At 67.4% G+C, this 20,995-nt stretch carries 24 protein-coding genes; 10 read left to right on the forward strand and 14 right to left on the reverse strand.

What is annotated here, in order from left to right; genetic code table 11:
• Positions 1 to 3: 3 nt before the first annotated feature.
• The gene (locus NGM06_RS13380) at positions 4 to 177 is read right to left on the reverse strand and encodes a hypothetical protein (protein WP_254267440.1); all 174 of its coding nucleotides are present in this window, start codon (positions 175 to 177) and stop codon (positions 4 to 6) included.
• 89 nt (positions 178 to 266) lie between these two features.
• Between NGM06_RS13380 and NGM06_RS13385 the strand changes: the two genes are divergently transcribed.
• Positions 267 to 464: a hypothetical protein gene (locus NGM06_RS13385; RefSeq protein ID WP_254267441.1), complete on the forward strand. Its 198-nt coding sequence runs from the start codon at positions 267 to 269 to the stop codon at positions 462 to 464.
• A 34-nt stretch (positions 465 to 498) separates the two neighbouring features.
• On the opposite strand, the gene NGM06_RS13390 is transcribed toward NGM06_RS13385, so the two are convergent.
• The 4 genes from NGM06_RS13390 to NGM06_RS13405 are packed head-to-tail and all read right to left on the reverse strand — an operon-like array spanning position 499 to position 2,062.
• Positions 499 to 837, reverse strand: a complete 339-nt coding sequence (locus NGM06_RS13390; RefSeq protein ID WP_368410489.1) for a hypothetical protein — start codon at positions 835 to 837, stop codon at positions 499 to 501.
• Positions 834 to 983: a hypothetical protein gene (locus tag NGM06_RS13395; RefSeq protein ID WP_205427403.1), complete on the reverse strand. Its 150-nt coding sequence runs from the start codon at positions 981 to 983 to the stop codon at positions 834 to 836. Before NGM06_RS13395 ends, NGM06_RS13390 begins: the two co-directional genes overlap by 4 nt.
• Position 984: 1 nt before the next feature.
• On the reverse strand, positions 985 to 1,263 hold the full coding sequence (locus NGM06_RS13400) for a hypothetical protein (RefSeq protein WP_254267442.1): 279 nt from the start codon (positions 1,261 to 1,263) through the stop codon (positions 985 to 987).
• Positions 1,264 to 1,306: 43 nt separating this feature from the next.
• Positions 1,307 to 2,062 carry a DUF7124 domain-containing protein gene (locus NGM06_RS13405; RefSeq protein ID WP_254267443.1) on the reverse strand — a complete coding sequence of 252 codons (756 nt, stop codon included), beginning with the start codon at positions 2,060 to 2,062 and terminating at the stop codon, positions 1,307 to 1,309.
• 382 nt (positions 2,063 to 2,444) lie between these two features.
• On the opposite strand from NGM06_RS13405, the gene NGM06_RS13410 reads away from it, so the two are divergent.
• A complete protein-coding gene (locus tag NGM06_RS13410; protein ID WP_254267444.1) occupies positions 2,445 to 3,209 on the forward strand; it encodes a dolichyl-phosphate hexose transferase in 765 nt (254 codons plus the stop codon).
• A 72-nt stretch (positions 3,210 to 3,281) separates the two neighbouring features.
• Complete coding sequence (locus NGM06_RS13415) at positions 3,282 to 4,223, forward strand: ring-cleaving dioxygenase (protein ID WP_254267445.1); 942 nt, start codon at positions 3,282 to 3,284, stop codon at positions 4,221 to 4,223.
• A gap of 188 nt (positions 4,224 to 4,411) precedes the next feature.
• Here the strand turns inward: NGM06_RS13415 and NGM06_RS13420 are convergent, their stop codons facing one another.
• From NGM06_RS13420 to NGM06_RS13445, 6 genes are read right to left on the reverse strand one after another with little or no spacing between them, the layout of a single operon-like run.
• Positions 4,412 to 4,930 carry an NUDIX hydrolase gene (locus tag NGM06_RS13420; protein ID WP_254267446.1) on the reverse strand — a complete coding sequence of 173 codons (519 nt, stop codon included), beginning with the start codon at positions 4,928 to 4,930 and terminating at the stop codon, positions 4,412 to 4,414.
• A gap of 28 nt (positions 4,931 to 4,958) precedes the next feature.
• The gene (locus tag NGM06_RS13425; RefSeq protein WP_254270032.1) at positions 4,959 to 7,133 is read right to left on the reverse strand and encodes an ArnT family glycosyltransferase; all 2,175 of its coding nucleotides are present in this window, start codon (positions 7,131 to 7,133) and stop codon (positions 4,959 to 4,961) included.
• Positions 7,134 to 7,155: 22 nt separating this feature from the next.
• Positions 7,156 to 8,379, reverse strand: coding sequence for an ABC transporter ATP-binding protein (locus NGM06_RS13430; RefSeq protein WP_254267447.1), 1,224 nt, complete (start codon positions 8,377 to 8,379; stop codon positions 7,156 to 7,158).
• Positions 8,372 to 10,024 carry an ABC transporter permease gene (locus NGM06_RS13435; protein ID WP_254267448.1) on the reverse strand — a complete coding sequence of 551 codons (1,653 nt, stop codon included), beginning with the start codon at positions 10,022 to 10,024 and terminating at the stop codon, positions 8,372 to 8,374. Before NGM06_RS13435 ends, NGM06_RS13430 begins: the two co-directional genes overlap by 8 nt.
• Entirely contained in the window at positions 10,024 to 11,172 is a 1,149-nt protein-coding gene (locus NGM06_RS13440) for an extracellular solute-binding protein (protein ID WP_254267449.1), read from the reverse strand. The genes NGM06_RS13435 and NGM06_RS13440 overlap by 1 nt, the downstream gene beginning before the upstream one ends.
• Before the next feature lie 59 nt (positions 11,173 to 11,231).
• On the reverse strand, positions 11,232 to 12,395 hold the full coding sequence (locus tag NGM06_RS13445) for an alpha-1 4-glucan-protein synthase (protein WP_254267450.1): 1,164 nt from the start codon (positions 12,393 to 12,395) through the stop codon (positions 11,232 to 11,234).
• A 112-nt stretch (positions 12,396 to 12,507) separates the two neighbouring features.
• On the opposite strand from NGM06_RS13445, the gene NGM06_RS13450 reads away from it, so the two are divergent.
• From NGM06_RS13450 to NGM06_RS13465, 4 genes are all read left to right on the forward strand, one after another.
• The gene (locus tag NGM06_RS13450; RefSeq protein ID WP_254267451.1) at positions 12,508 to 12,690 is read left to right on the forward strand and encodes a hypothetical protein; all 183 of its coding nucleotides are present in this window, start codon (positions 12,508 to 12,510) and stop codon (positions 12,688 to 12,690) included.
• A 96-nt stretch (positions 12,691 to 12,786) separates the two neighbouring features.
• Positions 12,787 to 12,966, forward strand: a complete 180-nt coding sequence (locus tag NGM06_RS13455) for a hypothetical protein (protein WP_254267452.1) — start codon at positions 12,787 to 12,789, stop codon at positions 12,964 to 12,966.
• Positions 12,967 to 13,068: 102 nt separating this feature from the next.
• The gene (locus tag NGM06_RS13460; RefSeq protein WP_254267453.1) at positions 13,069 to 14,706 is read left to right on the forward strand and encodes an acetate--CoA ligase; all 1,638 of its coding nucleotides are present in this window, start codon (positions 13,069 to 13,071) and stop codon (positions 14,704 to 14,706) included.
• A 95-nt stretch (positions 14,707 to 14,801) separates the two neighbouring features.
• On the forward strand, positions 14,802 to 15,983 hold the full coding sequence (locus NGM06_RS13465) for an ATP-binding protein (RefSeq protein ID WP_254267454.1): 1,182 nt from the start codon (positions 14,802 to 14,804) through the stop codon (positions 15,981 to 15,983).
• Between the two features lie 32 nt (positions 15,984 to 16,015).
• Here NGM06_RS13465 and NGM06_RS13470 read toward each other — a convergent pair whose 3' ends face one another.
• A complete protein-coding gene (locus tag NGM06_RS13470; protein ID WP_254267455.1) occupies positions 16,016 to 17,017 on the reverse strand; it encodes an asparaginase in 1,002 nt (333 codons plus the stop codon).
• Positions 17,018 to 17,134: 117 nt separating this feature from the next.
• Here NGM06_RS13470 and NGM06_RS13475 point away from each other — a divergent pair, with 117 nt between their 5' ends.
• Positions 17,135 to 17,656, forward strand: a complete 522-nt coding sequence (locus NGM06_RS13475; protein WP_254267456.1) for a hypothetical protein — start codon at positions 17,135 to 17,137, stop codon at positions 17,654 to 17,656.
• Here the strand turns inward: NGM06_RS13475 and yciH are convergent.
• Positions 17,588 to 17,893, reverse strand: coding sequence for a stress response translation initiation inhibitor YciH (yciH, locus tag NGM06_RS13480; protein WP_254267457.1), 306 nt, complete (start codon positions 17,891 to 17,893; stop codon positions 17,588 to 17,590). The two genes, NGM06_RS13475 and yciH, sit on opposite strands and share 69 nt — an antisense overlap.
• A gap of 97 nt (positions 17,894 to 17,990) precedes the next feature.
• Between yciH and NGM06_RS13485 the strand changes: the two genes are divergently transcribed.
• Together NGM06_RS13485 and NGM06_RS13490 are read left to right on the forward strand one after the other, a co-directional pair.
• Positions 17,991 to 19,148: a thiolase family protein gene (locus NGM06_RS13485; RefSeq protein ID WP_254267458.1), complete on the forward strand. Its 1,158-nt coding sequence runs from the start codon at positions 17,991 to 17,993 to the stop codon at positions 19,146 to 19,148.
• On the forward strand, positions 19,149 to 19,514 hold the full coding sequence (locus NGM06_RS13490; protein ID WP_254267459.1) for a Zn-ribbon domain-containing OB-fold protein: 366 nt from the start codon (positions 19,149 to 19,151) through the stop codon (positions 19,512 to 19,514). It abuts the gene before it with no gap.
• Between the two features lie 34 nt (positions 19,515 to 19,548).
• Here the strand turns inward: NGM06_RS13490 and NGM06_RS13495 are convergent, their stop codons facing one another.
• Positions 19,549 to 20,982 carry an alpha/beta hydrolase gene (locus NGM06_RS13495; protein WP_254267460.1) on the reverse strand — a complete coding sequence of 478 codons (1,434 nt, stop codon included), beginning with the start codon at positions 20,980 to 20,982 and terminating at the stop codon, positions 19,549 to 19,551.
• Positions 20,983 to 20,995: the final 13 nt, after the last annotated feature.

Raw genomic sequence — 20,995 nt, forward strand, 5'->3', positions numbered from 1 at the left:
CGGTTACTCGTCGTCCAGTACGGCGAGACCCTCTTTCAGTTCCGCGGGGAACTCGATGTCGCCGTCCGTCTGCCCGGCGTTGATTTCGTGCGGGCCGATACCGTGGTCCCACAGTTCGTGGCCCCCGTACTCCTCCAGACCGAGGTCCGGCCGCCACCCTCTGTCCTCGTGCGTCATACGATATCACGCAACGAGCACCGACTTAGGTGTTCTGCCGACGGACGAAAGGGCAAATCGTTAAGGTGTTATGATACTAACGTGACTATATGCTCACTCGTCTGTTCGCGTGGCTCCGTTCCCGCGGGTCGTCCGACGACGCCGACGGAACGGTGTGGGACGCGATTCCCTCGTGGCAGTACCGCGGCCGCCACAGCGAGTCCGGCGGCGCGACTCGCTACGAGCAGGAGCGCGCCATCGACGACGTGCAACGCCGTGCGGACGAACTGGACGCCGAGCGGCGCTGAGTCGCGGGGCGTCGGGAAATCTCGCCGGTGTCACTCAATCCGGCGGCGCGTTCGGCGGGCGCACGGCGTCGTCCTCGCGGAACGCACCCGAGAAGAGGTCCACGTGGAGTCGGAGTAGTTCCGACTCGTCGAGTCCGGTCTCGTCGGCCTGCTCGGCGAGCAGGGCCGCGAGTTCGTCGCTGGCCTCGTGGCGCACGGTCCGACCCTCGACCTCGAACGACACGTCTGTCGCGCCCGACGCGAGGTGTTCGACTTCGAGGAGGGCCTGTTCGGCCTTGGTCTCGACGGCGTCCTCGCGGTCCATCATCCGGTTGTCGCCCCACTCCTCGGCCGCTTCGACGAAGCGGTCGCCGACCGTGAACGCGACGGTCAGAACGACACCCCCGTTCGCTCGTCGGTGAACGCGGTCTTCCAGACGGACTGCTCCTCGCAGACCGGACACTCCCGGTGCAGCGGTCGCCCGTGGGCGTCGGCGAAGTCGGCCAGTTGGCCGCACGCCTCGCACTCGTAGTACGTCATCTCACCGAACACCGCCGCGTTCGGGCGGGAAGGTGTCCGGTGCCGGTGACGACTCCGAGAGTGCGCCGTACAGCGCGGCCAGCAGGCCGACGAGGCCGAGCATGACCAGCAGGCCGACGAGGCCGCCGACCCACGTCGGACCGGCGGTACCGCCCCCGCCGGACCAGAAGGACGGAATCGCCTCGAACACCCTGAACACGTTCATCGCGACCCACGCGCCGAATAGCAGGACGGCGACCAGCAGTATCGGTGCCTGTCGTCCCGCGGTTCGTAAGCTCATTTGAACCCCCGTGTGCTCCGTTACCACGCCGGGGGCTAAAAAACTACTCCGCGGCGTCGGGACTCCGGTCCTCGGCGACCGACCACCCCGCCTTCTCGGCCGCCTCCGAGAGCGGGACGAACTCCCAGTCGGCGGTCTCCGCTATCTCCTCGTCCTCGCCCTCGACGCCGACGACCACCATGCGCTCGGCGTAGAACATCGAGCGCGGACCGATTCGAGCGAGGCGTTCGCCGGGTCCGGCGCTCGACCCGTTGAAGAAGTCGAGGTCCACGTTCCGGTCGCGCTGGAACTTGTTGAGGACGTGGGCCGGGACGCGGCCGACGACGCCCACCCAGTCGGCCCACCCGTCGGCGTCGAGGGCGGCCGCACCGAAGTTTGAGAGGCGCGTCGCGGCCGCGTAGGTGAACGCCAGCGTCATGTCGTCGGCCCCGCCGCCGTGGGGACCGGAGGCCGAGTCCGGGTCGGAACCGTGTCCCTCGCTCGCGTCGGTGGACTCGACGCCCGCGCCAGCGCCGCCGGACGCCGTCGGAACGCCGACCGGCTTGTCGTCGTTCTCGCGCGGGACGCGGGGGACGGGGTCAGCGCCGTCCGCCTCCGCACTGTCCGCTTCCGAGTCGGGGGACGGCGCCGAAGCAGACGAATCGGACGTCGATTCGGTCGCCGAGGTCCGGACCTCGGTCACGGGTTCCGGAGCGTCGTCGGGGTCGCCCTCCCCGCGCCAGAACCAGTCGCCGGGGTTCGGGGTCTCCTCGTCGCTCTCGCCTGCGTCGAGTTCGTCCAGATCGATTCGGTCGGTCATTGTCTGGAGTCGCGCCGTGTGGGACGCTATCTATTCCCAGTATAGACGCAGACGAGGTTAAGCCTGTCCCCGGAGACGGTCGGGCGGGAGCGAACTCGTCGGTCACCGAGGGTCAGCGTTTTCAACGATTGCGACGCGTCTCGGACCGAGATGGGTCCCGCCGACCGAACCCGACCGAGGCAGGTTCTCGGCGCTATCGCGGGCGGTGTCGTCGGGATGGCCGAGAGGTCGATAGCCGTCGCGTCGTTCGGAGTCGGGACGCGGTACGGTGGACACCATCGCGTTCGGTCCGGGGACGACGACCGAGGCGGGAAACGGAACCTCGGCCCGTTTTTGGCGAACCTAAAAGCTCAAATACGCGCCGACGCAACCGATAGACAGCATGGATAGAGACGTTGCGGACGCTGATTCGGGCGGGTCCTCGGGGTCGGCGGAGTACACCTTCGACGACGTGAGCGTCGTCATGGGGACGTACAACGAGGAGGCCGCCATCGGCACGGTACTGGACGACGTAGAGCGTGTGACCGGGGGTCGCGCCGAGGTGGTTTGCGTCGATGGCTCGTCCGACCGGACGCCGGAAATCGCCCGCGAGAAGGGCGCTCACGTCGTCGAGCAGAAACCGCAGGGGTACGGCGTGGCGGTGCGCGAGGCCCTGCTGACCCCGGACCGGCCAGTGGTCGTGACCACCGACTGCGACGACACCTACCCGATGGAGCAACTGCCGGAGTTCCTCGACTGGATAAACGCGGGCCACGACGTGGTGAGCGGCGACCGACTCTACTGGGGCGCCGAGGCGATGCCGGACCTGAATCGGTGGGGCAACTACGCCTTCGCGGGACTGGCGAGTCTCCTGATGGGCGAACTCGTCCACGACACCACGACCGGAATGCGCGCGTACCGGCGGGACGTCATCGAGGACATCGACTGGACCGAGAACACCGGACTCTCGGCCGAACTCCTGATTCGCCCGCTGATGCGGGGCTACGACGTGCGCGAGATTCCCATCGAATACGACGAGCGCGCGGGCGAGACCAAGCTAAATCCCTTCACCGGCGGTTTCGCCATCGCCAAGTCCATCGTGACGGTCTGTCTCGAAGAACGGCGGCGTCGGACGTCCGAACCGCAAGCGCGGCGGCGTCGAAGGTGACTACCCGAGCAATCCCTTCACATCCAACCAGAAGCCCCCAGAGTTATTCCGACAACGCGGGTAGGTTACCGTATGCCGACGGACATCCCCGGTATCCATCACGTCACGGCCATCGCCAGCGACCCCGGCGAGAACCTCGACTTCTACACGCAGACGCTCGGACTCCGACTGGTCAAACAGAGCGTGAATCAGGACGACGTCTCGGTGTACCACCTCTTCTACGGCGATTACGGCGGCAGTCCCGGAACGAGCATGACGTTCTTCCCCTACGAGGGCGCTCAGCAGGGGCGCGTGGGCACCGGACAGGTCGATACGACCGCGTTCCTGATTCCGGCCGACTCGGTCGATTACTGGGTCGAGCGACTGGCGGACGAGGGCGTCGAGGCCGAGGACCCGCACGAACGGTTCGGCGACACCGTGATTCCGTTTCGGGACCCCGACGGTCTGCCGTTGGAACTGGTCGCCCGCGAGGACGCGCCCGCGGGCGACCCGCCGGAAGGGCCGGTCCCCGAGGAACACGCGATTCGGGGCTTCTTCGGCGTGACGCTCTCGCTGGAGTCGGCCGAACCCACGGCGACGCTTCTGCAGACGATGGGGTTCCGTGAGACCGAGAGCGAACACGACCGGCGGCGCTACGAGGCCGACGGCGAACTGGGGTACGTGGTCGATATCCTCGAAGACCCGCAGGCACCCCGCGGGCAACCCGGCGCGGGCACCGTCCACCACGTCGCGTTCCAGGTGACCGACGAGGACCAGTCGGCGTGGCGCGACGTGCTGATGGAACACGGACTCCGGCCGACCGAGATAATCGACCGGAAGTGGTTCAGGTCGGTGTACGCCCGCACGAAGGGCGGCGTCCTCTTCGAGTTCGCCACGAAGGAACCGGGGTACACGGTGGACGAGGACCTAGAGGAACTGGGCGAACGACTCGTCCTCCCCGAGTGGTTGGAGGACCGCCGCGACGAAATCGAGGCGGGACTTCCGGAGTTAAGACCGGAGCAATCGGCCGAATAGCGGACTGCTTGGGGGATTTAGCGAGCGACGGGTCGGGCGAACGTTTATCTCCGAGAACGGTACGAATCCGGCCCGGACGCCTCTCGCGGTCGCTCGGAGTCGGGCCGGGGACCGCCAGTCCGTGTAGCCCGTCAGGGCCGAGCCAAATTCGGGACGCGAGAGATATCGTCACGGAGGTAGGACCAGCGTCAGCAGTGGCGGTGCAGAATGTCCGCGTGTTCACACTCGTCGGGCACCGAATCGAACCACGCGGCGGCGGCTATCTCGGCGTCGTCTCTCCCGAGGTCGTCGCCGAGCGAGGCGTCGCCGGACCGCGCCTCGAAGACCACGAAGTAGCCGGAGACTCCTGACTTCTCCGCTCCAATCGACCCGTCGGACTCGTCGGCCACGAACGTCTGTTCGGACACCTCCAGTGGTCGCTCGACGACCGCGTCGAGACCCGTCTCCTCGCGGACCTCGCGCACGACCGCCTCTCGGAGCGACTCGCCGCGTTCGACGTCGCCGCCGGGGAATACCCAGCCGTCGCTCCACCTGTTCCGAACGAGAGCGACTCGGCCGTCGCCGTGCCGGACCAGCGCGCCGACCCAGCGGTCGAACCCCGCTTCGACGTTCTCGCGCACCGTCTCGAACGCCTCGGCGTCGAGCGGAATCGTCTCCGCGCTGGTCGCCACGTCGTCGCGGTCGGCGAGTCGGTCGAGTTCGTCCATCTGCACACGAGTTCTCGCGGACGTGGTTTCAGGATTGTGCCACGAATGCAGTCCGAACGGTCGCGTTGGCGCTCCCTGCCGCACTGACCGACTGGTTCGCTCGCAGTGTCGTCTCCATCCGAATGCCGTCGGGCATCGAATCCTCGACGTAGGCGGCCGCACCGTTGCAGTCGTCCGGAACGAGACAGACTTCTCGATAGGGCGAGAGCGCGACGACCGACTCCCCTGCGCGCTGGACCGGAAGTTCGAGTCGATAGGAGAACCCACCCGCGGCGTCGCTGACGAACACCTGCACGACGATTTCGTCCTCGCGCCCGACCGGAACCGTCGCGGTATCGCCGACCGACGTCACGCCGGGTCCGACGAATCGGGCCGTCCCGTTCCCCACGCGGAGGGCGACCGAGAGGTTCGATGGCGTCCCCTCGACCGCGTAGTAGGCGGACTCGCCGCCCGTGGAGACGCGGGCCGACACGCTCTCGGCGTAGTCGGGGACCGCGAGCGTGGCGTTCAGCGTCAGTCGTTCGCCCCGAACCACCCGGACTCGGTCGAGCGTCGGGTCCACCGACCCGCCGTGGGCGGGCGTCCACTCGCCCCGGTATCCGTAGCGGTAGTAAGTCCGGTTCGGATACGCCGCGACCACGTCGATGTCGTCGGGACCGTCCGACAGCGCGTACACCGTTTCCCCGTCGAATCCGGGGTCGTTCCGGAGGTGCTGGAACGGGTGGTTGAGCCAGTCGCCGTACGGCGTCGGGAGGAACACCACCGCGTTCGAGAGGTGGCGCTCCTCGAACGGTTGATAGGCCCGTTCGTACTCGGCCGTAATCTCGGCGTTCTCCGCGACGGTCGGCGCGAGGACGCCCGCCGTCGCGCCCGCGAGCAGGAGGACGCCCACGAGCGCGACCGACCGGGCGACCGTCTGCGGGCGCTCGACTCGCTCGGCCGCAAGCCCACGCACGCTGTCGAACGCGAGGAGCGCGCCGCGGGCCGCGAACGCCGCGGTCGGTACGAGCAGGTCGAAGTGGTAGTACGGTCCCAGCGTGGCCACCAGACCGTCGTCGGGGTTCGCCAGCGACCCGAGGACGTTGAGGTTGCCCCAGAAGTAGACGTTCCCCGCGACGACCGAGAGGAACAGGCCCGCGAGGACGGCCGTCGCCTGCGCGTCGGTGAACTCGGCCGACCAGTCGGGCGAGACGCGACGGACGAACGCGCCGACTCCGACCGCCGCGAGGAGCGTACCGACCGGACCGCCGACGACCCACTCGGTGAACAGCAGCGTCACTACCTCGGCGTTGGCCCGGAGCGCCAGCATCGGCGTGTAGTTGCGTGCGTAGCCCAGAATCTCGCGGTGGCCGAAGCCGAGACCGTCCCGCGGTGCGAACGCCTCGTAGGGGAAGGTCCACGGCGACCCCGTCACCGCGGCGTTGTAGCCGAGCGCGACCGCGACGCCCGCGAGACCGCCGAGCGCGGTCAGCGAGAGTCGCACCGTCCGCACCTCGCGCCACGCACGGCCGAACGACTGGCGTACGTCGCCGCGAATCGCCGAAAGAGGACCGACAGCCAGCGAGTACAGCGCGTGGACGAGGAACGGGGTCGCGAACAGCACCGCAGTGTAGGGTCGTGCGAAGAACGCCGCGCCGATTGCGAGACCGGCGAGCAGGGCGTAGCCGTACGTCCCGCGGGTCCGTCCACCCGCGGCCGCTTCGGTCCGAGCGCTCCGGAAGTACGCGAACGCGAACAGCAGATTCCAGAACGTCGTCGGCGCGTACGGGAGGAACACCGACGAGTCTATCAGGAACAGCGGCGACGCGAGCAGGAACACCCCGGCTAGCAGGCCGGTCCGGCGGTCGAACGCCTCGGCGGCGACGGCCGCCGTCAGCGCGACGTTCGCCGCGGCGACGACGGCCAGCGAGAACCGGGCGCTCCCGAGTAGTTTCCCGACCGCGAACATCGCCGCGGGGACCGGCGCGTACTTGGGGTAGAGCCGACCGCCGTCGCTGACGAAGAACCACGGTCGGAACGACTCCGGGACCGGCGGGAACAGCGACAGTTTGCCCTCCAGTAGCATCGCGGCCTGCTGGAGGTAGACCGCCTCGTCGTGGTTGGTCGTGTGGTACGGGAACAGTTCAGTGGCGACGAGCAGGACCACGACCGCCGCCAGCGCGGCGAGCAGCGCGGAGAAGAGACGGAATCGCTCGCGGTTCATCGACATCGCTCGCGTCGCCGATTCATCTGGAGCGCGCGGTCTCGGAGACGCGCTCGGTAATCGACTCGCCTTCCTCTTCCGGCGGGTACCACGCCAGCGTGTGGTCGGCGTCGAGTTCGACGCGGACCGGTTTGCCGATGTCGAGTTCCTCGACGTGGTTGTGCTGGCAGTGGACGACGTCGCCGTTGTGGAGTTCGACCCGGTAGACGAAGGAGGGGCCGGTGTACTGGCGGTGGATGATGTGGCCGTCGGCCTCCGACTCGTCCACGACGGTCGCTCGGAGGTCGTCGGGCCGGACCAGTACGTCGAGGTCGGTCCCCGCGTACTCCGTCGTCAGGCCGTTGAGGCGCTGCGGTGCGAAGTTACCGATGGGCGTCACGACCGTCCCCTCCTCGTGCCACGCCGAGAGGAACCCGGCCTGTCCGAGGAACGAGGCGACGAACCGGGACTCGGGATGCTCGAAGACGCTCTCGGGTTTGCCGACCTGTTCCACCTGCCCGTCGTTCATCACGGCCACCCGGTCGGAGATGGAGAGGGCTTCCTCCTGATCGTGCGTGACCGAGACGGCTGAGACGCCCGCCTCCTTCAGGATTCGGCGGACCTCCTCGCGCATCTCGACCCGGAGGCGAACGTCGAGGTTCGAGAAGGGTTCGTCCAGCAGGAGGATGTCGGGTTCGGGCGCGAGCGACCGCGCGAGAGCGACGCGCTGTTGCTGACCGCCCGACAACTCGTCGGGCGTGGCGTCGCGGTGGCCCGCGAGGTCCACCAGTTCGAGCAGTTCGTCCACGCGGCGCTCGGTCTCGCGCTCGTCGGCGTCCGTGAGACCGAAGGCGACGTTCTCGGCCACGGTGAGGTGCGGGAACAGCGCGAAGTCCTGAAAGACGAGACCCACGTCGCGGTTCTCGGGCTTGACGTACCGGGTCTCGTCGGCGACCACCTCGCCGCCGAGGCGGACCTCGCCCGCGTCGGGGCGGTCGAGTCCGGCCATCATCCGGAGCGTAGTGGTCTTGCCGCATCCCGAGGGACCGAGCAGGGTGAGCAGTTCGCCCTCGCGGACCGACAGCGACAGCGAGTCCACCGCCGTCTCGGCGGCGTACTCCTTGACGACGTCGTCGAGTTCCAGCACCGCCTCCGGGTCGGTGTCGGGGTGGTCGTCGCTCTCGCGTCGCGGTGCAGTCGCCGACGTGGATTCCGGTTCCGTTCCGTCCATCGTTTCGGGGTCGTCGTGTGTGGATTCGCTACGCATCTTTCCCTCCCTCTTGGCGCACCAGACCGCCGTCCTGCTTGAGGAGGACGAGCATCGAGAGCGCGGAGACGCCGACGAGAGCGAGCGCGGGGACGGCGGCCTGTCCGTAGTAGCCCGCGTCCTGTACTCGCCAGATGTAGGTGACGAGGGTTTCAAAACCTGTCGGACGCACGAGCAGGGTCGCTGGCAGTTCCTTCATCGTCGTCAGGAAGACCAGCGCCGCGCCCGCCACGACGCCGGGCCGGACGAGGGGGAGCGTCACGCGGCGGAACGCCGCGCCCGGCGACTCGCCGAGGGTCCGGGCGGCCTCCGTGAGTTTCGGGTCTACCTGCAGGACCGACGACCGGACGGACCCGACCGCCTGCGGCAGGAATCGGACGACGTAGGCGAACACCAGCAGGGGAATCGTCTGGTAGAGGCTCACCTCGACGCCGAGCAACTCCGGCGTGTTCGACGACGCGAAGTAGACTAGCGCAAGACCAAGCACGACACCGGGGGTCGCGTAGCCGACGTAGCTCGCGCGCTCGAACAGCGTGGCGAGCGGGGAGTCCGAGCGACCCGAGAGGTAGGCGACGGGAAGCGCCGCGAGCGTCGCGGCCAGCGCGGCCAGCGCCGCGACCCACACCGAGTTCGCGCCGTACACCCACGAGAACCCGAACCCGCCGCCAGCGAAGCCCGGACCGCTCCGGGTCAGCCACATGAACAGGATACCGACCGGAACGACCAGACACAGCGTGGCGACCAGCGCGCAGAACAGGAGCGCCGGACCCTTCCAGAGACCGAGCGAGATGCGGACCGACCCCGACCCGCGAGAGACGTGGGCACCCTCCTCGCTCTCGGAGATGCGGTTTTCGAGCGCGAGGATGACCGCGGCGAACGCGAGCAGTTGGAGCGACAGCAGTGCCGCGTAGTTCGGTTCCCACATCGCCACGTAGATTTGCTGGGTGAACACCTCGAAGTGCATGATGGCCGGGGTTCCGAAGTCCGAGAGCGCGTAGAGCGCGACGAGCAGGCTCCCGGCCGCGATGCCGGGCGCTATCTGGGGGAGTGTGACCTTCCGGAAGGCGGCCCAGCGACCGTGGTTGAGCGTCCGGGCGGCTTCCATCAGCGTCCCGTCGAACGACAGGAGCGCGGCCCGAGTCGTCAGGAAGACGTAGGGGTACGTGAAGAGCGTGAGGACCAGCGTCGCGCCCTCGAACCCGTAAATCGTCGGAATCGACTCGACGCCGAGGGGCGCGAGCAGGTCCGAGAGGACGCCGTGGGGGCCGAAGGCCGAGACGAACGCGAACGCGCCGATGTAGCTCGGGACGACCAGCGGGAGCGAGACCACGACCGTCCAGAACCGGCGGAACGGCAGGTCGGTCTGAACCGTGAGCACCGCCAGCGGGACGCCGACGAGTACCGACCCGAGCGTGACGCCCGCGACGAGCGCCACGCTGTTAGTCACGACTTCGAGCGTCGAGGGCTGGAAGAGCAGGTCGAGCGCCTGCTGAGAACCGATTTCGAGCGACCGGAGAACGAGCCACACGACCGGGAAGGCGACCGCCGCGGCGACCGCCCCCGCCAGCAGGACCAGCGAGACCGGCGGTGACTCCTCGTCGCCGAGTTTCGCGGTGGCCCGCCGGAGACGGTCGCGGGTCGCCATCAGAGGACACCCACCTCGCGCATCAGTTCGAGGGTCGGTTCGAGGTTCGAGAGCTTCGAGAGGTCGAGTTGGGGCGGCTTGAGTTCGTCCACGGTCGGCAGCGGACCGACCGGCGACACCTCGGGGACCGTGGGGTACGCGAACGTCTGCGTGGCGAAGAACTCCTGCGCCTCCGCGGAGAGCAGGTGGCGCACGAAGTCCGCCGCGAGTTCCTTCTGGTCGGTACTCTGGAGAATCTCACACCCCGAGACGTTGACCAGCGCGCCCGCGTCGTTCTTCGTGAACGCGAGGTCGATGGGGGCGTTCTCCCGGGACGAGATGACTCGGAGCGCGTAGTAGTGGTTGGCGAACCCGGCCTGTATCTCGCCGTCCGCGACCGCGTTCGAGACTTGGAACTCGTCGGGGTAGCGCGAGACGTTCTGGTCCTGCATGCCGCGGAGCCACTGCTTGGTCGCCTCGGGACCTTCCAGCAAGCGCATGGCGGTGACGAACGACTTGAACGCGCCGTAGGTCGGTGCCCACCCCATCGCGCCCTTCAGTCCGGCGTTCTGCGTGAACTTCCCGACCTTGGTCGGGATGTCGGACTCCGAGAGTTCGTCGGTGTTGTACGGAATCGACCGCGCGCGTCCGGCGACGCCGACCCACGAGCGGTCGGCGTCCTTGAACCCCTTCGGGACGGGCTTCACGACGCGCTGGGGGAGCTTCGTCGTGATTCCGGCGTCGGCGACGAGACCGAGCGACGTGGAGTCGATGGACCAGAACACGTCCGCGGGACTTTCGCCGCCCTTCTCGACCTCGATGATTTCGTTCGCCAGTTGGGTCGAGGGAGCCATCCGAACTTTGGCGGTGAAGTTGGGGTACTTTCGCTCGAGGAGTCGGACGAGGTTCTCGTAGAGACCGCCCTCGCCCCCGCCGAGATACAGGTTCAGCGTCCCGTCGAGGTCCGGCAGGTCGTCCATCGACGTGCCGCCCGGCGCGGAGCGCGATTCGACCAGCGGACCGGACCCCCGGAAGTCCGAAATCGCGAGGTCCGACCCGCTCTCGTCCTGCTGGGTGAACTGACTCAGACAACCGGACAGTCCGGCCGCCGCGCCGACCGCACCCGACGCGAGAAGCCGACGCCGTGTCCATCCGCGACGCTTACTCATGTTTAGAATTAGGCTGCCCTAAAACTCTTATACCTACCGATTCGGGGTCCGTGGGGACCTCAGTCGTCGGCCGGGGCGGGCGTCGTCTCGACCGGTCGAAGTTCGTCCAGCGCCGAGAGCCAGTCGAGCATGTACTCGCCGACGTAGTTGAAGAACTCGCCGTTCTCGTACGCCTCGAAGTCGCTCTCGGCGAGTTCTCGGGCCATCGCCTCGAAGACGCCCGCGTAGGAGTCGGCGTCGCTCCCCGTCCCGTCCACGACTTCCCAGAGGTGCTCGTTGAGTTCGAGACCGGGCACCTCGTTGTTCAGGTCGTCGAACGTCGAGCGCGGGGCCTTGTTGTGTTCACACAGCGGATAGCCGTTGTAGATGGTCTTGCCCAGCACGTCGCAGGCGCGCTTGAGGAACACGCCCGACCAGATGTCGTCGAACCGGCCGACGTTCCACCGGTTGTCGTCCATCGGCAACTGGTAGAACGCCGGAATCACCTCGCGCTCGAACGCGAGGTTCATCGAGCAGACCGTGAGGTAGTTCCCCCGCGCGGCCACGAAGTCGCCGGTGTAGTCGTCCGTCGTAGTGCGCGTCTGGGCCTGTCCCTGCAGGTCGCCGTCCATCAGGATGCGGACCGCGTCGAGGTCCGGGACGTTGGTCCAGAGGCCCTGCGAAGCGACCACGTCGGAGACCGCCGCGGTGCCGGTTTCGACGGTCTCGTCCATCGCCGAGTAGGGGTAGCCGCGGGGGTAGAGACCGTGGTCCTCGAAGTTCTGGTAGAGGACGTTGACCCAGTTCTCGTCGGAGGACACCTCCTCGACTTCTCCCTCGAAGTCGAGATTCCGCACGTGCCGACCGAAGAAGTCGAAGTCCTCGTGGGGCAGGGTGTCGTCGTCGATGAAGAAGCCGTAGTCGAACTCGTTGGCCCAGATGTACAGCAGACCGAAACTCGTCTCCGCGTGACTCGCGGCGGGGACGAGGTGGTCGTACTCCCCGATGCCCTGTGCCTCGTACCACTCTTCGCGCCGACTCGCGTCGAAGACTTCGCCCGAGACGCCCTCGTCGGCGAGCATCTCGGCCATCTCGTCGGTGTCGCAGAAGTCCTCGGTGACCAGCAGGACGTGCAGGCGGTCCAAGTCGAAGCCGTGTTCGCGGGCGTTCTCGAAGTAGGCCCGCATGCACTCGTACTCCCGAATCGTCGGGACGACGACGCAGATGTCCTCGCTCGGGCTCATTCCTTACCACGAGTTGGTTTAGGTAGGCCTAAAAGGTTGTCTGTTCGGTTCGTCGTCCCGGGCGAACATGTCCGGAACTGGACCGAAGAGGGTCGGCGTCGAACGGACGGGTATGGTTGCTAACGACACGCAATCGAAGGTGGGCATCGTACTCCTCGTCCTCGGGGGCATCCTGCTGTTCGGCGTAGTCGCGTTCGGACTGCCCTTCGTCTACGAGGCGAGCGCAGTCTCGGTCCTCGGTCTCGCCGTCGGTGCGGTGCTAATCGGCACCGCGGAGGACGGACGGCCGGTCTGAGGCGACGCGCCGACCTCGACGACTGGCGAACCCCGACGCCGGAGACCAGCGGGAGCGGCAATCGGACCTAAGTTACCGGACGGTGAGACGACGGACATGGACGACGCCACGCAACTCTGGGGCGGGGTCGGACTCATCGTCGTCGGTGCGCTCGTCCTGTTCGCGCCGCTGGTGTTGAACCTCACGTACACCACGCTGCTGCTGTCGGCGGCAGTCCTCGTGCTCGCCGCGGGGTCGTTGCTGGTCGGACTGTCACGGCGCGGGCGAGCGGTCTGAGTCGGATACCTCGCTGTCCGGACTCGGGGTATCCGTCGGACGGTAGTCCCGCGTTCCGGTTCGGCGATACAATCAAATATCCGCCTGTCGAGATTCCAAGATATGCCTCTCGACTACGAACGCGAGCGCGAGGCCTTCGAGTGGGACGTTCCGGACGACTACAACGTCCCGGCGGTGATCGAGGATCACGCCGAGTCGTTCGGCGACCGACTCGCGGTCAGGTTCCGCGACGACGAGGGCGGCGAGGCCGAGCGGACCTACGCCGACCTCCGCGACGACCAGAACCGATTCGCCGCCGCGCTGGCCGACCTCGGTGTGGGCGAGGGCGACCGCGTGATGCACCTGTTCCCGCGCCACCCCGACGCGTTCGCCGTCCAGTTGGGGGCGCTCGCGCGCGGCGCGCTGCTGGTCCCCTGTTCGGCCATGCTCAAGCCCAAGGATATGGCCTTCCGGGCTAACGACTGCGAGGCCGAGACCGTGGTGGTCCACGCCGACCTCACCGAGATGGTCGAACCCGTGCTGGACGAGACGCCCCTCGACACCGTCGTCGTGCTGGACGCGGACGGCGACCCCGAGCGCGAGAACTGGCACGCCTTCGCCGACCTTCTGGAGGGACGCGACGCCGACCACGACGGGGCGGAACTCTCGGCCGACGACCCGATGTCCATCAACTACACCAGCGGGACGACCGGGCAACCGAAACCCGTCCTCCACCGCCACCGATGGATGCGGTGCTTCGAACTCGTCAACGGTCCGTACTGGTGGGGCGTGGACAGGGACACCGACTTCTCGGACGAACTGCTCTGGGCGACCACCGGGACCGGGTGGGCCAAGTGGTTCTGGAGTCCCGTGGGCGTGGGACTGACGACCGGAGCCTCGCAGTTCGTCTACGACGGCGACTTCGAGGCCGAGACCTTCCTCGACCTGCTGGAGGAGGAGGGCGTGACGCGTCTCTGCGCCGTGCCGACCCAGTACCGGATGTTCACGCAGGTCGAGGAGTTGGGCGAGTACGACCTCGCGCTGACCGAGGCGGTCTCGGCGGGCGAACCGCTGAACCGCGAACCGATTCAGGAGTTCGAGGAGGCGTTCGGCGTCACGCCGCGAGACGGCTACGGCCAGACCGAGACGGTCGCGCTCGTGACGAACTACCCCGGCATCGACGTGAAGCCGGGGAGCATGGGTAAGCCCGTACCGGGCATCGACGTGACTCTGCTCGACACGCAGGACGATGAGGAAGTGGACGCGGGCGAGACCGGCGAAATCGCGGTCCCGGTCGGGAGCCCCGCCATCTTCGACGGCTACTACGAGAAGCCGGAGTTGGACGAGCAGACGTTCCACGGCGACTACTACCGGACCGGCGACCTCGCCCGGAAAGACGAGGACGGCTACTACTTCTTCGAGGGCCGGGCCGACGACATCATCATCTCGTCGGGCTACCGCATCGGCCCGTTCGAGGTCGAGGACGCGCTCGTGGGCCACGAGGCGGTCGCGGAGGCCGCCGCGGTCGCGAGTCCCCACGAGGAGCGGGGCAACGTCGTGAAGGCCTACGTCGTCCTCGCCGACGGTTACGAGGGGCGCGAGGAATTGACCGACAAGTTGCAGGAGTACATGAAAGCGGAGACGGCCCCGTACAAGTATCCGCGCCGCATCGAGTACGTCGCGGAACTGCCGACGACCTCCAGTGGGAAGATTCGCCGGATAGAGCTTCGGGAGCGGGAGCGACAGCAGTTCGGCGAGTGACTATTTGTTAGATATACCTACATTTATTCGTACACATCTATGTTGTGAAGTGATTATCAACAAGACCTATCATCTACGGACGTAACGGCGTGAGTATGCGTCGAGAACGAAACCGGTCCGGGGATTCGGGCGGAGCGTGGAGTTCGGCTCTCGTAACCGGTCTCGGGGTCTTCTTCCTATTCGTCTACGTCGCCGAACAGGTGGTCGTCTACGACGTACAGCGTTTCTACTCGAAGGGATTCCTCGCCGGGTTCGCCGTCTCCGCGATATTCATCTCGGCCCTGCTGGGCGGTGGGTACTGGCTCGGTCGGACCGACCTCTCGCCCGACCGGTATCTCCGGGTCGCCAAGTGGGTCGTGGGAGGGATGGTGTTCTTCTTCGGTATCAACGTCGTCATCATGGCCCTGACGAATACGGGTGACTTCGCGTTCCGGTTCTCTTGGGGACGGTGGTCGGCGAACGTCGGCGCGGCGGGCGGTCTGCTGGTCGGGTACGTCGAGGCGCGCGCCATCCAGCGCGAACTCGAAGCCCAGCGGGCCGAGATACGCGCCGAGGAGGCCGAGAGCCAGCGGCGGTGGCTCGACTACCTGAACGGACTCCTCCGCCACGAGGTGCTGAACACCGCGAACATCATCACCGGATACGCGTCCATCCTCCTCGACGACGACGCTCTCGACGACACGACCGAGGCGCACCTCGCGACGATTCACCGGCAGGGCCGAGACATGACGAACGTCATCAGGGACGTGCAGGTGCTGCTGGAGACCACCTCGGAACCGGACCAGTCGAAACCGAAGAATCTCTCGGACGTACTCGCCGACGAACTCGACCAACTCCGCGACACGTACGAGTCGGTGACGGTCGAGGCGTCGATACCCGACGACGTGACCGTGTTGGCCGACGACCTTCTGGCGCGCATATTCTCGAACCTCTTTCGGAACGCGGTCGAACACAACGACTCCGAGCGTCCGGAGGTCCGCGTGACCGTCGAGGAGACGGGTGAGACGGCTCTCGTCCGCGTCGCGGACGACGGGCCGGGGATTCCGGCGAACGACCGGGCGACGCTGTTCGACCGCAGCGACAACACCGGGGCCAGTCACGGTCTCGGTCTCTACCTCGTTCGGACGCTCGCGGAGCGCTACGACGGCCGAGTCGAACTGACAGAGACCGGCCCCGACGGGAGCGTGTTCACGGTCGAACTGTCGAAGACCGACCGGGATACCCACGACACGGCCGCCGTCGAGGAGGGTGCCCCGGACCAGCGACTCGCACAGTAGTCCGAGTCACAGACGGCGCTTCGACCGTCGCGCTATCCGTCGCTGAAGTACTCCGCTACGTCGTCGCCCGTCCCTTCGCTCTCCACCGCCTCCAGCGCCAGCGCCAACTTCACCCGCGCCTTCCACGGCGCGAGGTCGCCGCCCGGAATCGCGCCCGCGTCCTGCAGGGTCTTGCCGCCGCCCGCCGTCCCGTACACCGCCCCGGTCGTCCCCGCGCCGCAGCGCGAGGTCAGCACGACCGGAACGCCCGCGTCGATGGCGTCCACGACGGCCGCGCCGAGTTCGCCGGTCGTATTGCCGAGACCGGTCCCGGCGATTACGATACCGTCGGCACCTGCCTCGACCGCGCGCTCGACCTGTGCGCCGTCGACGCCCGCGGCCGAGACGACTATCTCGACGCGGGCGTCCGGCACTTCGACGGACGCCGCTCCGTCAGCAACCGGAAGGTGGACCGACTCGCTGGCGGGGTCGCGGTGGAACCGAACTGCGTCGCGGGTCAGCGTGGCGACCGGGCCGTCGTTCGGCGAGGCGAACGCCGCGAGTTTGTGGGTGTGGACCTTCCGCACGTCGCGCGCGGCGTGGAGTTCGTCGTCGAACGCGAGGTAGACGCCGTCGTCAACTCGTCTGTGGGTCCCCGCGCGCACCGCCGCCAACAGGTTCGCGGGCGCGTCCGAACTCGGTTCGTCCAGTCGTCGCTGTGCGCCCGTGACGACCACCGGGACCGACAGCGAACAGGTCAGGTCGAGGAAGTACGCCGTCTCGGCCATGGTGTCGGTCCCGTGGGTCACGACCACCGCGTCGGCCCCGTCTTCGACCGCCTCGCGGGCGCGTTCGGCGACCGTCGCCATTATCTCGAAGTCCACGTCGAATCCCGGGACCTGCGAGACCGATTCGACGCTCGGGTCGGCGTGGGCCGCGAGGTCCGGAACCGAGTCGAGGAGGTCCTCGCCGTCGAGACTCGGGGCCGCCCCGTCCTCGTCTGGCGTGCTTGCGATGGTGCCACCGGTCGCCACGACGTGTACGTTCGGGAGCATACGCCTATTCGCGTCCGACGACGCCAAGAAGTTACGGAATCACGCGTATCCCTCAGTTCCGAGAGGCGTTTCAATTTCTACCCGGAATTTTATATTTCGGTCCGTCGTACGTGTCCTGTGTTCGGAAGTTTCCCCGCCGAAGCGGAACCTGACGGGGCGGTGTTCGGACCTCATCACTTCTACATCGGCGTCCTGCTGATACTGCTGGTCTGTCTGATGGTGCGCGACCCCGACTCGGAGTCGGCACCGTGGGGCGTCGCCGGTCTGACCCTCTTGTCGGTGTTCTCGTTCGCCCTGACGTGGCCTTACTACCCGGCGGTGGGCGCGTTCGGGGTGCTGGTCCTGCTCGGCGGCGCGACGGCGATTTCGGTCGTCCGGCCGTTCTGGTGGCGCTACGGACTGTTCGCACGGACCGTCCTCGTCGTCGGCCTGTTCGTGGCGTGGGACGACGTTCTCAGTCACGCGCTCGGGTGGCGCACGCCGCTGGACGCGCTCTGGATTCGGTATCTCTACCCCTACGTCTCGGACCCGTACGTCCCCTCCGGCGTTCGACTCCCGTCCGACGTGCGGTTACTCGCCGACGTTGAACCCTTCGTCGCGGAGAATCTCCCCGACGCGCTCGCGGTGGTCGCCCTGTAGTTCGATGCGGCCCTCGTCCACGGTACCGCCGGTGGCGAGTTGGCTCTTGAGCGTCGAAGCGAGGTCGCCGACGTCCACCGACGAGTCGTCGAACCCCTCTACGATGGTCATCGCTTTGCCGTAGGTTCGCTCCTCGACCCTGACCGCGAGTCGTTGCTCGGCCCTACCGAGGTCCTCGTCGATACCGAGTTCGTCCGGAAGCCCCGAAACGTCGCTGATGTCTTTGTCTTCCCCCATGTCCCGACGTATGGCGTCCGGCCCAATCAGCCTTCCCCGGTCACCAGCGGATGCGTCATCCCCGAGCTATAAACCCCTACTCCGCCTTCGCAAACGCATGGACCGCGTAGCAATCATCGGGGCGTCGATGACCGAGTTCGGCGAGCGCGACGCGTGGCTGCGCGAGTTGCTCGCGCAGGCCGGGCGCGAGTGTCTCGCCGACGCGGGCGCGTCCCCCGACGACGTAGACCACCTGTACGTCTCGAACATGGCCAGCGGGGAGTTCGAGGGCCAGACCGGCGTGCCGAACGCACTGGCTCACGACCTCGGCGCGCTCCCCGCCTACACGCAGCGAGTGGACCAGACCTCCGCCTCGGGCGGGGCGGGCATCTACGCCGCGTGGCAGTCGGTCGCCTCCGGCGCGAGCGACCTGACCCTGCTCGTCGGCGGTGAGAAGATGACACACAAGACGACCGCCGAGGCGACCGACGTCATCGCCTCGCTCACCCACCCGGTGGAGTACAAGCACGGCGTCACGCTCCCGAGTTTCGCGGGGCTGACGGCGCGTCGGTATCTCCACGAGTACGACGCGCCCCGCGAGAGTCTGGCGAAGGTCGCGGTGAAGAACCACAAGAACGGACTCGACAACCCCCACGCGCAGTTCCGCAAGGAAGTTGACTTAGACACCGTGATGGAGTCGCCCATCGTGGCCGACCCCCTGCGACTCTACGACTTCTGTCCCATCACCGACGGGAGCGCGGGCTTGCTGTTCTGTCCGGAGTCCGTGGCCGAGGAGTACGTCCCGGAGGACGAGTACACCGTCGTCTCCGGCATCGGGGGTGCGACCGACACCCACGTCGTCCACGAGCGCGACGACCCGACCGTCATGGGCGCGGCCGTCGAGAGTTCCGACGACGCCTACGAGATGGCCGGACGCGGCCCGGACGACGTGGACGTGGCCGAACTTCACGACATGTTCACCATCCTCGAGTTCCTCCAGAGCGAGGCAGTCGGCTTCTTCGAGCAGGGCGAGGGCTGGAAGGCCGTCGAGGAGGGCGTCACCGACCGCGACGGGGAGTTGCCTATCAACACCTCGGGCGGTCTCAAGTCGAAGGGCCACCCCCTCGGTGCGAGCGGAGTCGCACAGGCCTACGAGATTCACCAGCAGTTGCTCGGCGAGGCGGGCGACCGACAGGTCGATTGCGAGGTCGGACTGGCCTGCAACGTCGGCGGATTCGGCAACTGCGTGACCACCACGATTCTGGAGGAGCCATAGATGAGGCTGAACGCACACCGCTGTCCGAACGGCCACCTGACGTATCCGGGCCACGAACTCTGCCCGGAGTGCGGCGAGGAACAGACCGAGACCATCGACCTGAGCGACGAGACCGGGTCGGTCGTGACGTGGACGACCAGCACCGCGACCCCGCCCGGCGTCCGCCAACCGAACTCGCTGGCCATCGTGGAGTTCCGTGTCGAGGGCGAGTCGGTGCGCGCCATCGGCCAACTGACCGAGGACACCGAGGTCGAAATCGGCGACGAGGTCCGCCCCGTCTACGCCGAGGAGTTGCGCGACCCCGACGCCGGAATCCGGGAGAAGGAGAGTCACGAGTGGGATGGGTACAGATTTGAATCGGTCTGAGCGAACGCCGAGGCTTCCGGAGTAAAACCCCGCGTCACCCGCCGTCGCCGGTGACGCGTTCGGTGAACGACGCCACGTCCGACACGACCGCCTCGGCGACGTTGTTCTGCTGGAAGTACTCCTCGTTGCCCGGCTTGCCGCTGCCGGGCATGAACAAGTGGTTGAGCTTCGGGTACCGCTGGAAGGTGACGTTCGACCGGTCGCCGAGCGCCCGCTTCCACCGCGCGAGGTCGTCCTCGACCGTGACCTGATAGTCGCGCTCGCCTTGGAGGAACAACTGCGGCACGTCGAGACCCTTCGCGGTCGCGGTGGCGTCGTACTCCCGGAGCGTGCGCCAGTACTCGTCGCCACCGAGGTAGATGACCTCGTCGTCGGGGGCGTCGAGCGAGCGTATCTGCTCGGCGGTCCGGTTCGCCCTGTCGAGTTGCTGCTGTTCGGCGTTGGTCACGGTGCCGTCGCGTCGGGCGATATACAGGTTCTGGTCACGTATCGCCCGGGGTGCCGACCGGGCCAGCGCCGCGAGCATGACGACGCCAGCGAGTTCGCCGTCGCGCGCGGCGATGCGGGGTGCCAGCGTCGCGCCGATGCTGTGGCCGACTACGACCACGTCGTCGGACGCGACGGTCGGCGTCTCGCGCAGTCGCTCGACCGCGGTCAGCGCGTCGTCGGTCACCGCTTCGTCGATGGTAATCTCGGCGAGGTCCACGTCGCAGACCTGCGTGCGCTTGTCGTACCGGAGGACCGACGCGCCCCGGGAGGCGAGTCCCCACGCGAGGTCCTTGTACGGCTTGTTCGGACCGATGGACCCGTCGCGGTCGCTCGGCCCCTGTCCGTGGACCAGCACGACGCCGGGTGCTTCTTGGACGCCCTTCGGGACCGTCAGGGTCGCGCCGAGCGAGCAGTCGCCGGGCGCGTTCAGCGACACCGACCGTTCGGTGAACGCCGACTCGTCGGCGTACGACGGCGGCGACCAGTTGGCCGCCGTCTGGCGAACGCGGAAGCCCGTGATGCCGTCCGCGCCGAACGCCAGCACGACCGTCCGCTGGCCGCGCTCGAAGTTGGCGATGGCCGTCACCACGTCGTATCCGCCCTGCTCGCCGGTCTCGAAGTTCGAGAGCGACAGAAACGCCCCGTTCTGTTCTTCGAGCCTCGTCCAGACCTGTTTCAGTTGCTCCGGGCTGAGTTGTCGGGCCACCTTCGGGCCGAATCGCTCGTGGGCGGTCTCGTAGGAACCCTCGTCGATGAGACCGACGAACTTCCTCGTCCGGCGTTCGAGTTCGGCCGGGTCAGCGGTCGTGCGGGCCGTCGTCGTCTCCGTCGGTTCTGCGGTCGTCGTTGCGGCCGAGGTCGTCTCCGTAGTTTCGGTCGGGTCTGACGGCGCGGGTCCGGACGATTGGCATCCGGCGAGGAACGCCGTCAGTCCCGCGCTCGCGGCGGTCAGGAGAGTCCGTCTGTCGAAATTGGTCATGGATGAGCGGGTC

It is taken from the genome of Halorussus aquaticus (assembly GCF_024218795.1).
Taxonomy (GTDB): domain Archaea; phylum Halobacteriota; class Halobacteria; order Halobacteriales; family Haladaptataceae; genus Halorussus; species Halorussus aquaticus.

Excerpts from the sequence above, each read along its gene's own strand:
- NGM06_RS13410 (WP_254267444.1), top strand. The coding sequence starts at position 2,445 with ATGGATAGAGACGTTGCGGACGCTGATTCGGGCGGGTCCTCGGGGTCG.
- NGM06_RS13490 (WP_254267459.1), top strand. The coding sequence starts at position 19,149 with ATGAGGCTGAACGCACACCGCTGTCCGAACGGCCACCTGACGTATCCG.
- NGM06_RS13430 (WP_254267447.1), bottom strand. The coding sequence starts at position 8,379 with ATGCGTAGCGAATCCACACACGACGACCCCGAAACGATGGACGGAACG.
- NGM06_RS13435 (WP_254267448.1), bottom strand. The coding sequence starts at position 10,024 with ATGGCGACCCGCGACCGTCTCCGGCGGGCCACCGCGAAACTCGGCGAC.
- NGM06_RS13400 (WP_254267442.1), bottom strand. The coding sequence starts at position 1,263 with ATGAGCTTACGAACCGCGGGACGACAGGCACCGATACTGCTGGTCGCC.
- NGM06_RS13495 (WP_254267460.1), bottom strand. The coding sequence starts at position 20,982 with ATGACCAATTTCGACAGACGGACTCTCCTGACCGCCGCGAGCGCGGGA.
- NGM06_RS13385 (WP_254267441.1), top strand. The coding sequence starts at position 267 with ATGCTCACTCGTCTGTTCGCGTGGCTCCGTTCCCGCGGGTCGTCCGAC.
- NGM06_RS13465 (WP_254267454.1), top strand. The coding sequence starts at position 14,802 with ATGCGTCGAGAACGAAACCGGTCCGGGGATTCGGGCGGAGCGTGGAGT.
- NGM06_RS13415 (WP_254267445.1), top strand. The coding sequence starts at position 3,282 with ATGCCGACGGACATCCCCGGTATCCATCACGTCACGGCCATCGCCAGC.
- NGM06_RS13460 (WP_254267453.1), top strand. The coding sequence starts at position 13,069 with ATGCCTCTCGACTACGAACGCGAGCGCGAGGCCTTCGAGTGGGACGTT.
- yciH (WP_254267457.1), bottom strand. The coding sequence starts at position 17,893 with ATGGGGGAAGACAAAGACATCAGCGACGTTTCGGGGCTTCCGGACGAA.
- NGM06_RS13470 (WP_254267455.1), bottom strand. The coding sequence starts at position 17,017 with ATGCTCCCGAACGTACACGTCGTGGCGACCGGTGGCACCATCGCAAGC.
- NGM06_RS13405 (WP_254267443.1), bottom strand. The coding sequence starts at position 2,062 with ATGACCGACCGAATCGATCTGGACGAACTCGACGCAGGCGAGAGCGAC.
- NGM06_RS13395 (WP_205427403.1), bottom strand. The coding sequence starts at position 983 with ATGACGTACTACGAGTGCGAGGCGTGCGGCCAACTGGCCGACTTCGCC.
- NGM06_RS13450 (WP_254267451.1), top strand. The coding sequence starts at position 12,508 with ATGGTTGCTAACGACACGCAATCGAAGGTGGGCATCGTACTCCTCGTC.
- NGM06_RS13440 (WP_254267449.1), bottom strand. The coding sequence starts at position 11,172 with ATGAGTAAGCGTCGCGGATGGACACGGCGTCGGCTTCTCGCGTCGGGT.
- NGM06_RS13425 (WP_254270032.1), bottom strand. The coding sequence starts at position 7,133 with ATGAACCGCGAGCGATTCCGTCTCTTCTCCGCGCTGCTCGCCGCGCTG.
- NGM06_RS13455 (WP_254267452.1), top strand. The coding sequence starts at position 12,787 with ATGGACGACGCCACGCAACTCTGGGGCGGGGTCGGACTCATCGTCGTC.
- NGM06_RS13420 (WP_254267446.1), bottom strand. The coding sequence starts at position 4,930 with ATGGACGAACTCGACCGACTCGCCGACCGCGACGACGTGGCGACCAGC.
- NGM06_RS13485 (WP_254267458.1), top strand. The coding sequence starts at position 17,991 with ATGGACCGCGTAGCAATCATCGGGGCGTCGATGACCGAGTTCGGCGAG.
- NGM06_RS13380 (WP_254267440.1), bottom strand. The coding sequence starts at position 177 with ATGACGCACGAGGACAGAGGGTGGCGGCCGGACCTCGGTCTGGAGGAG.
- NGM06_RS13445 (WP_254267450.1), bottom strand. The coding sequence starts at position 12,395 with ATGAGCCCGAGCGAGGACATCTGCGTCGTCGTCCCGACGATTCGGGAG.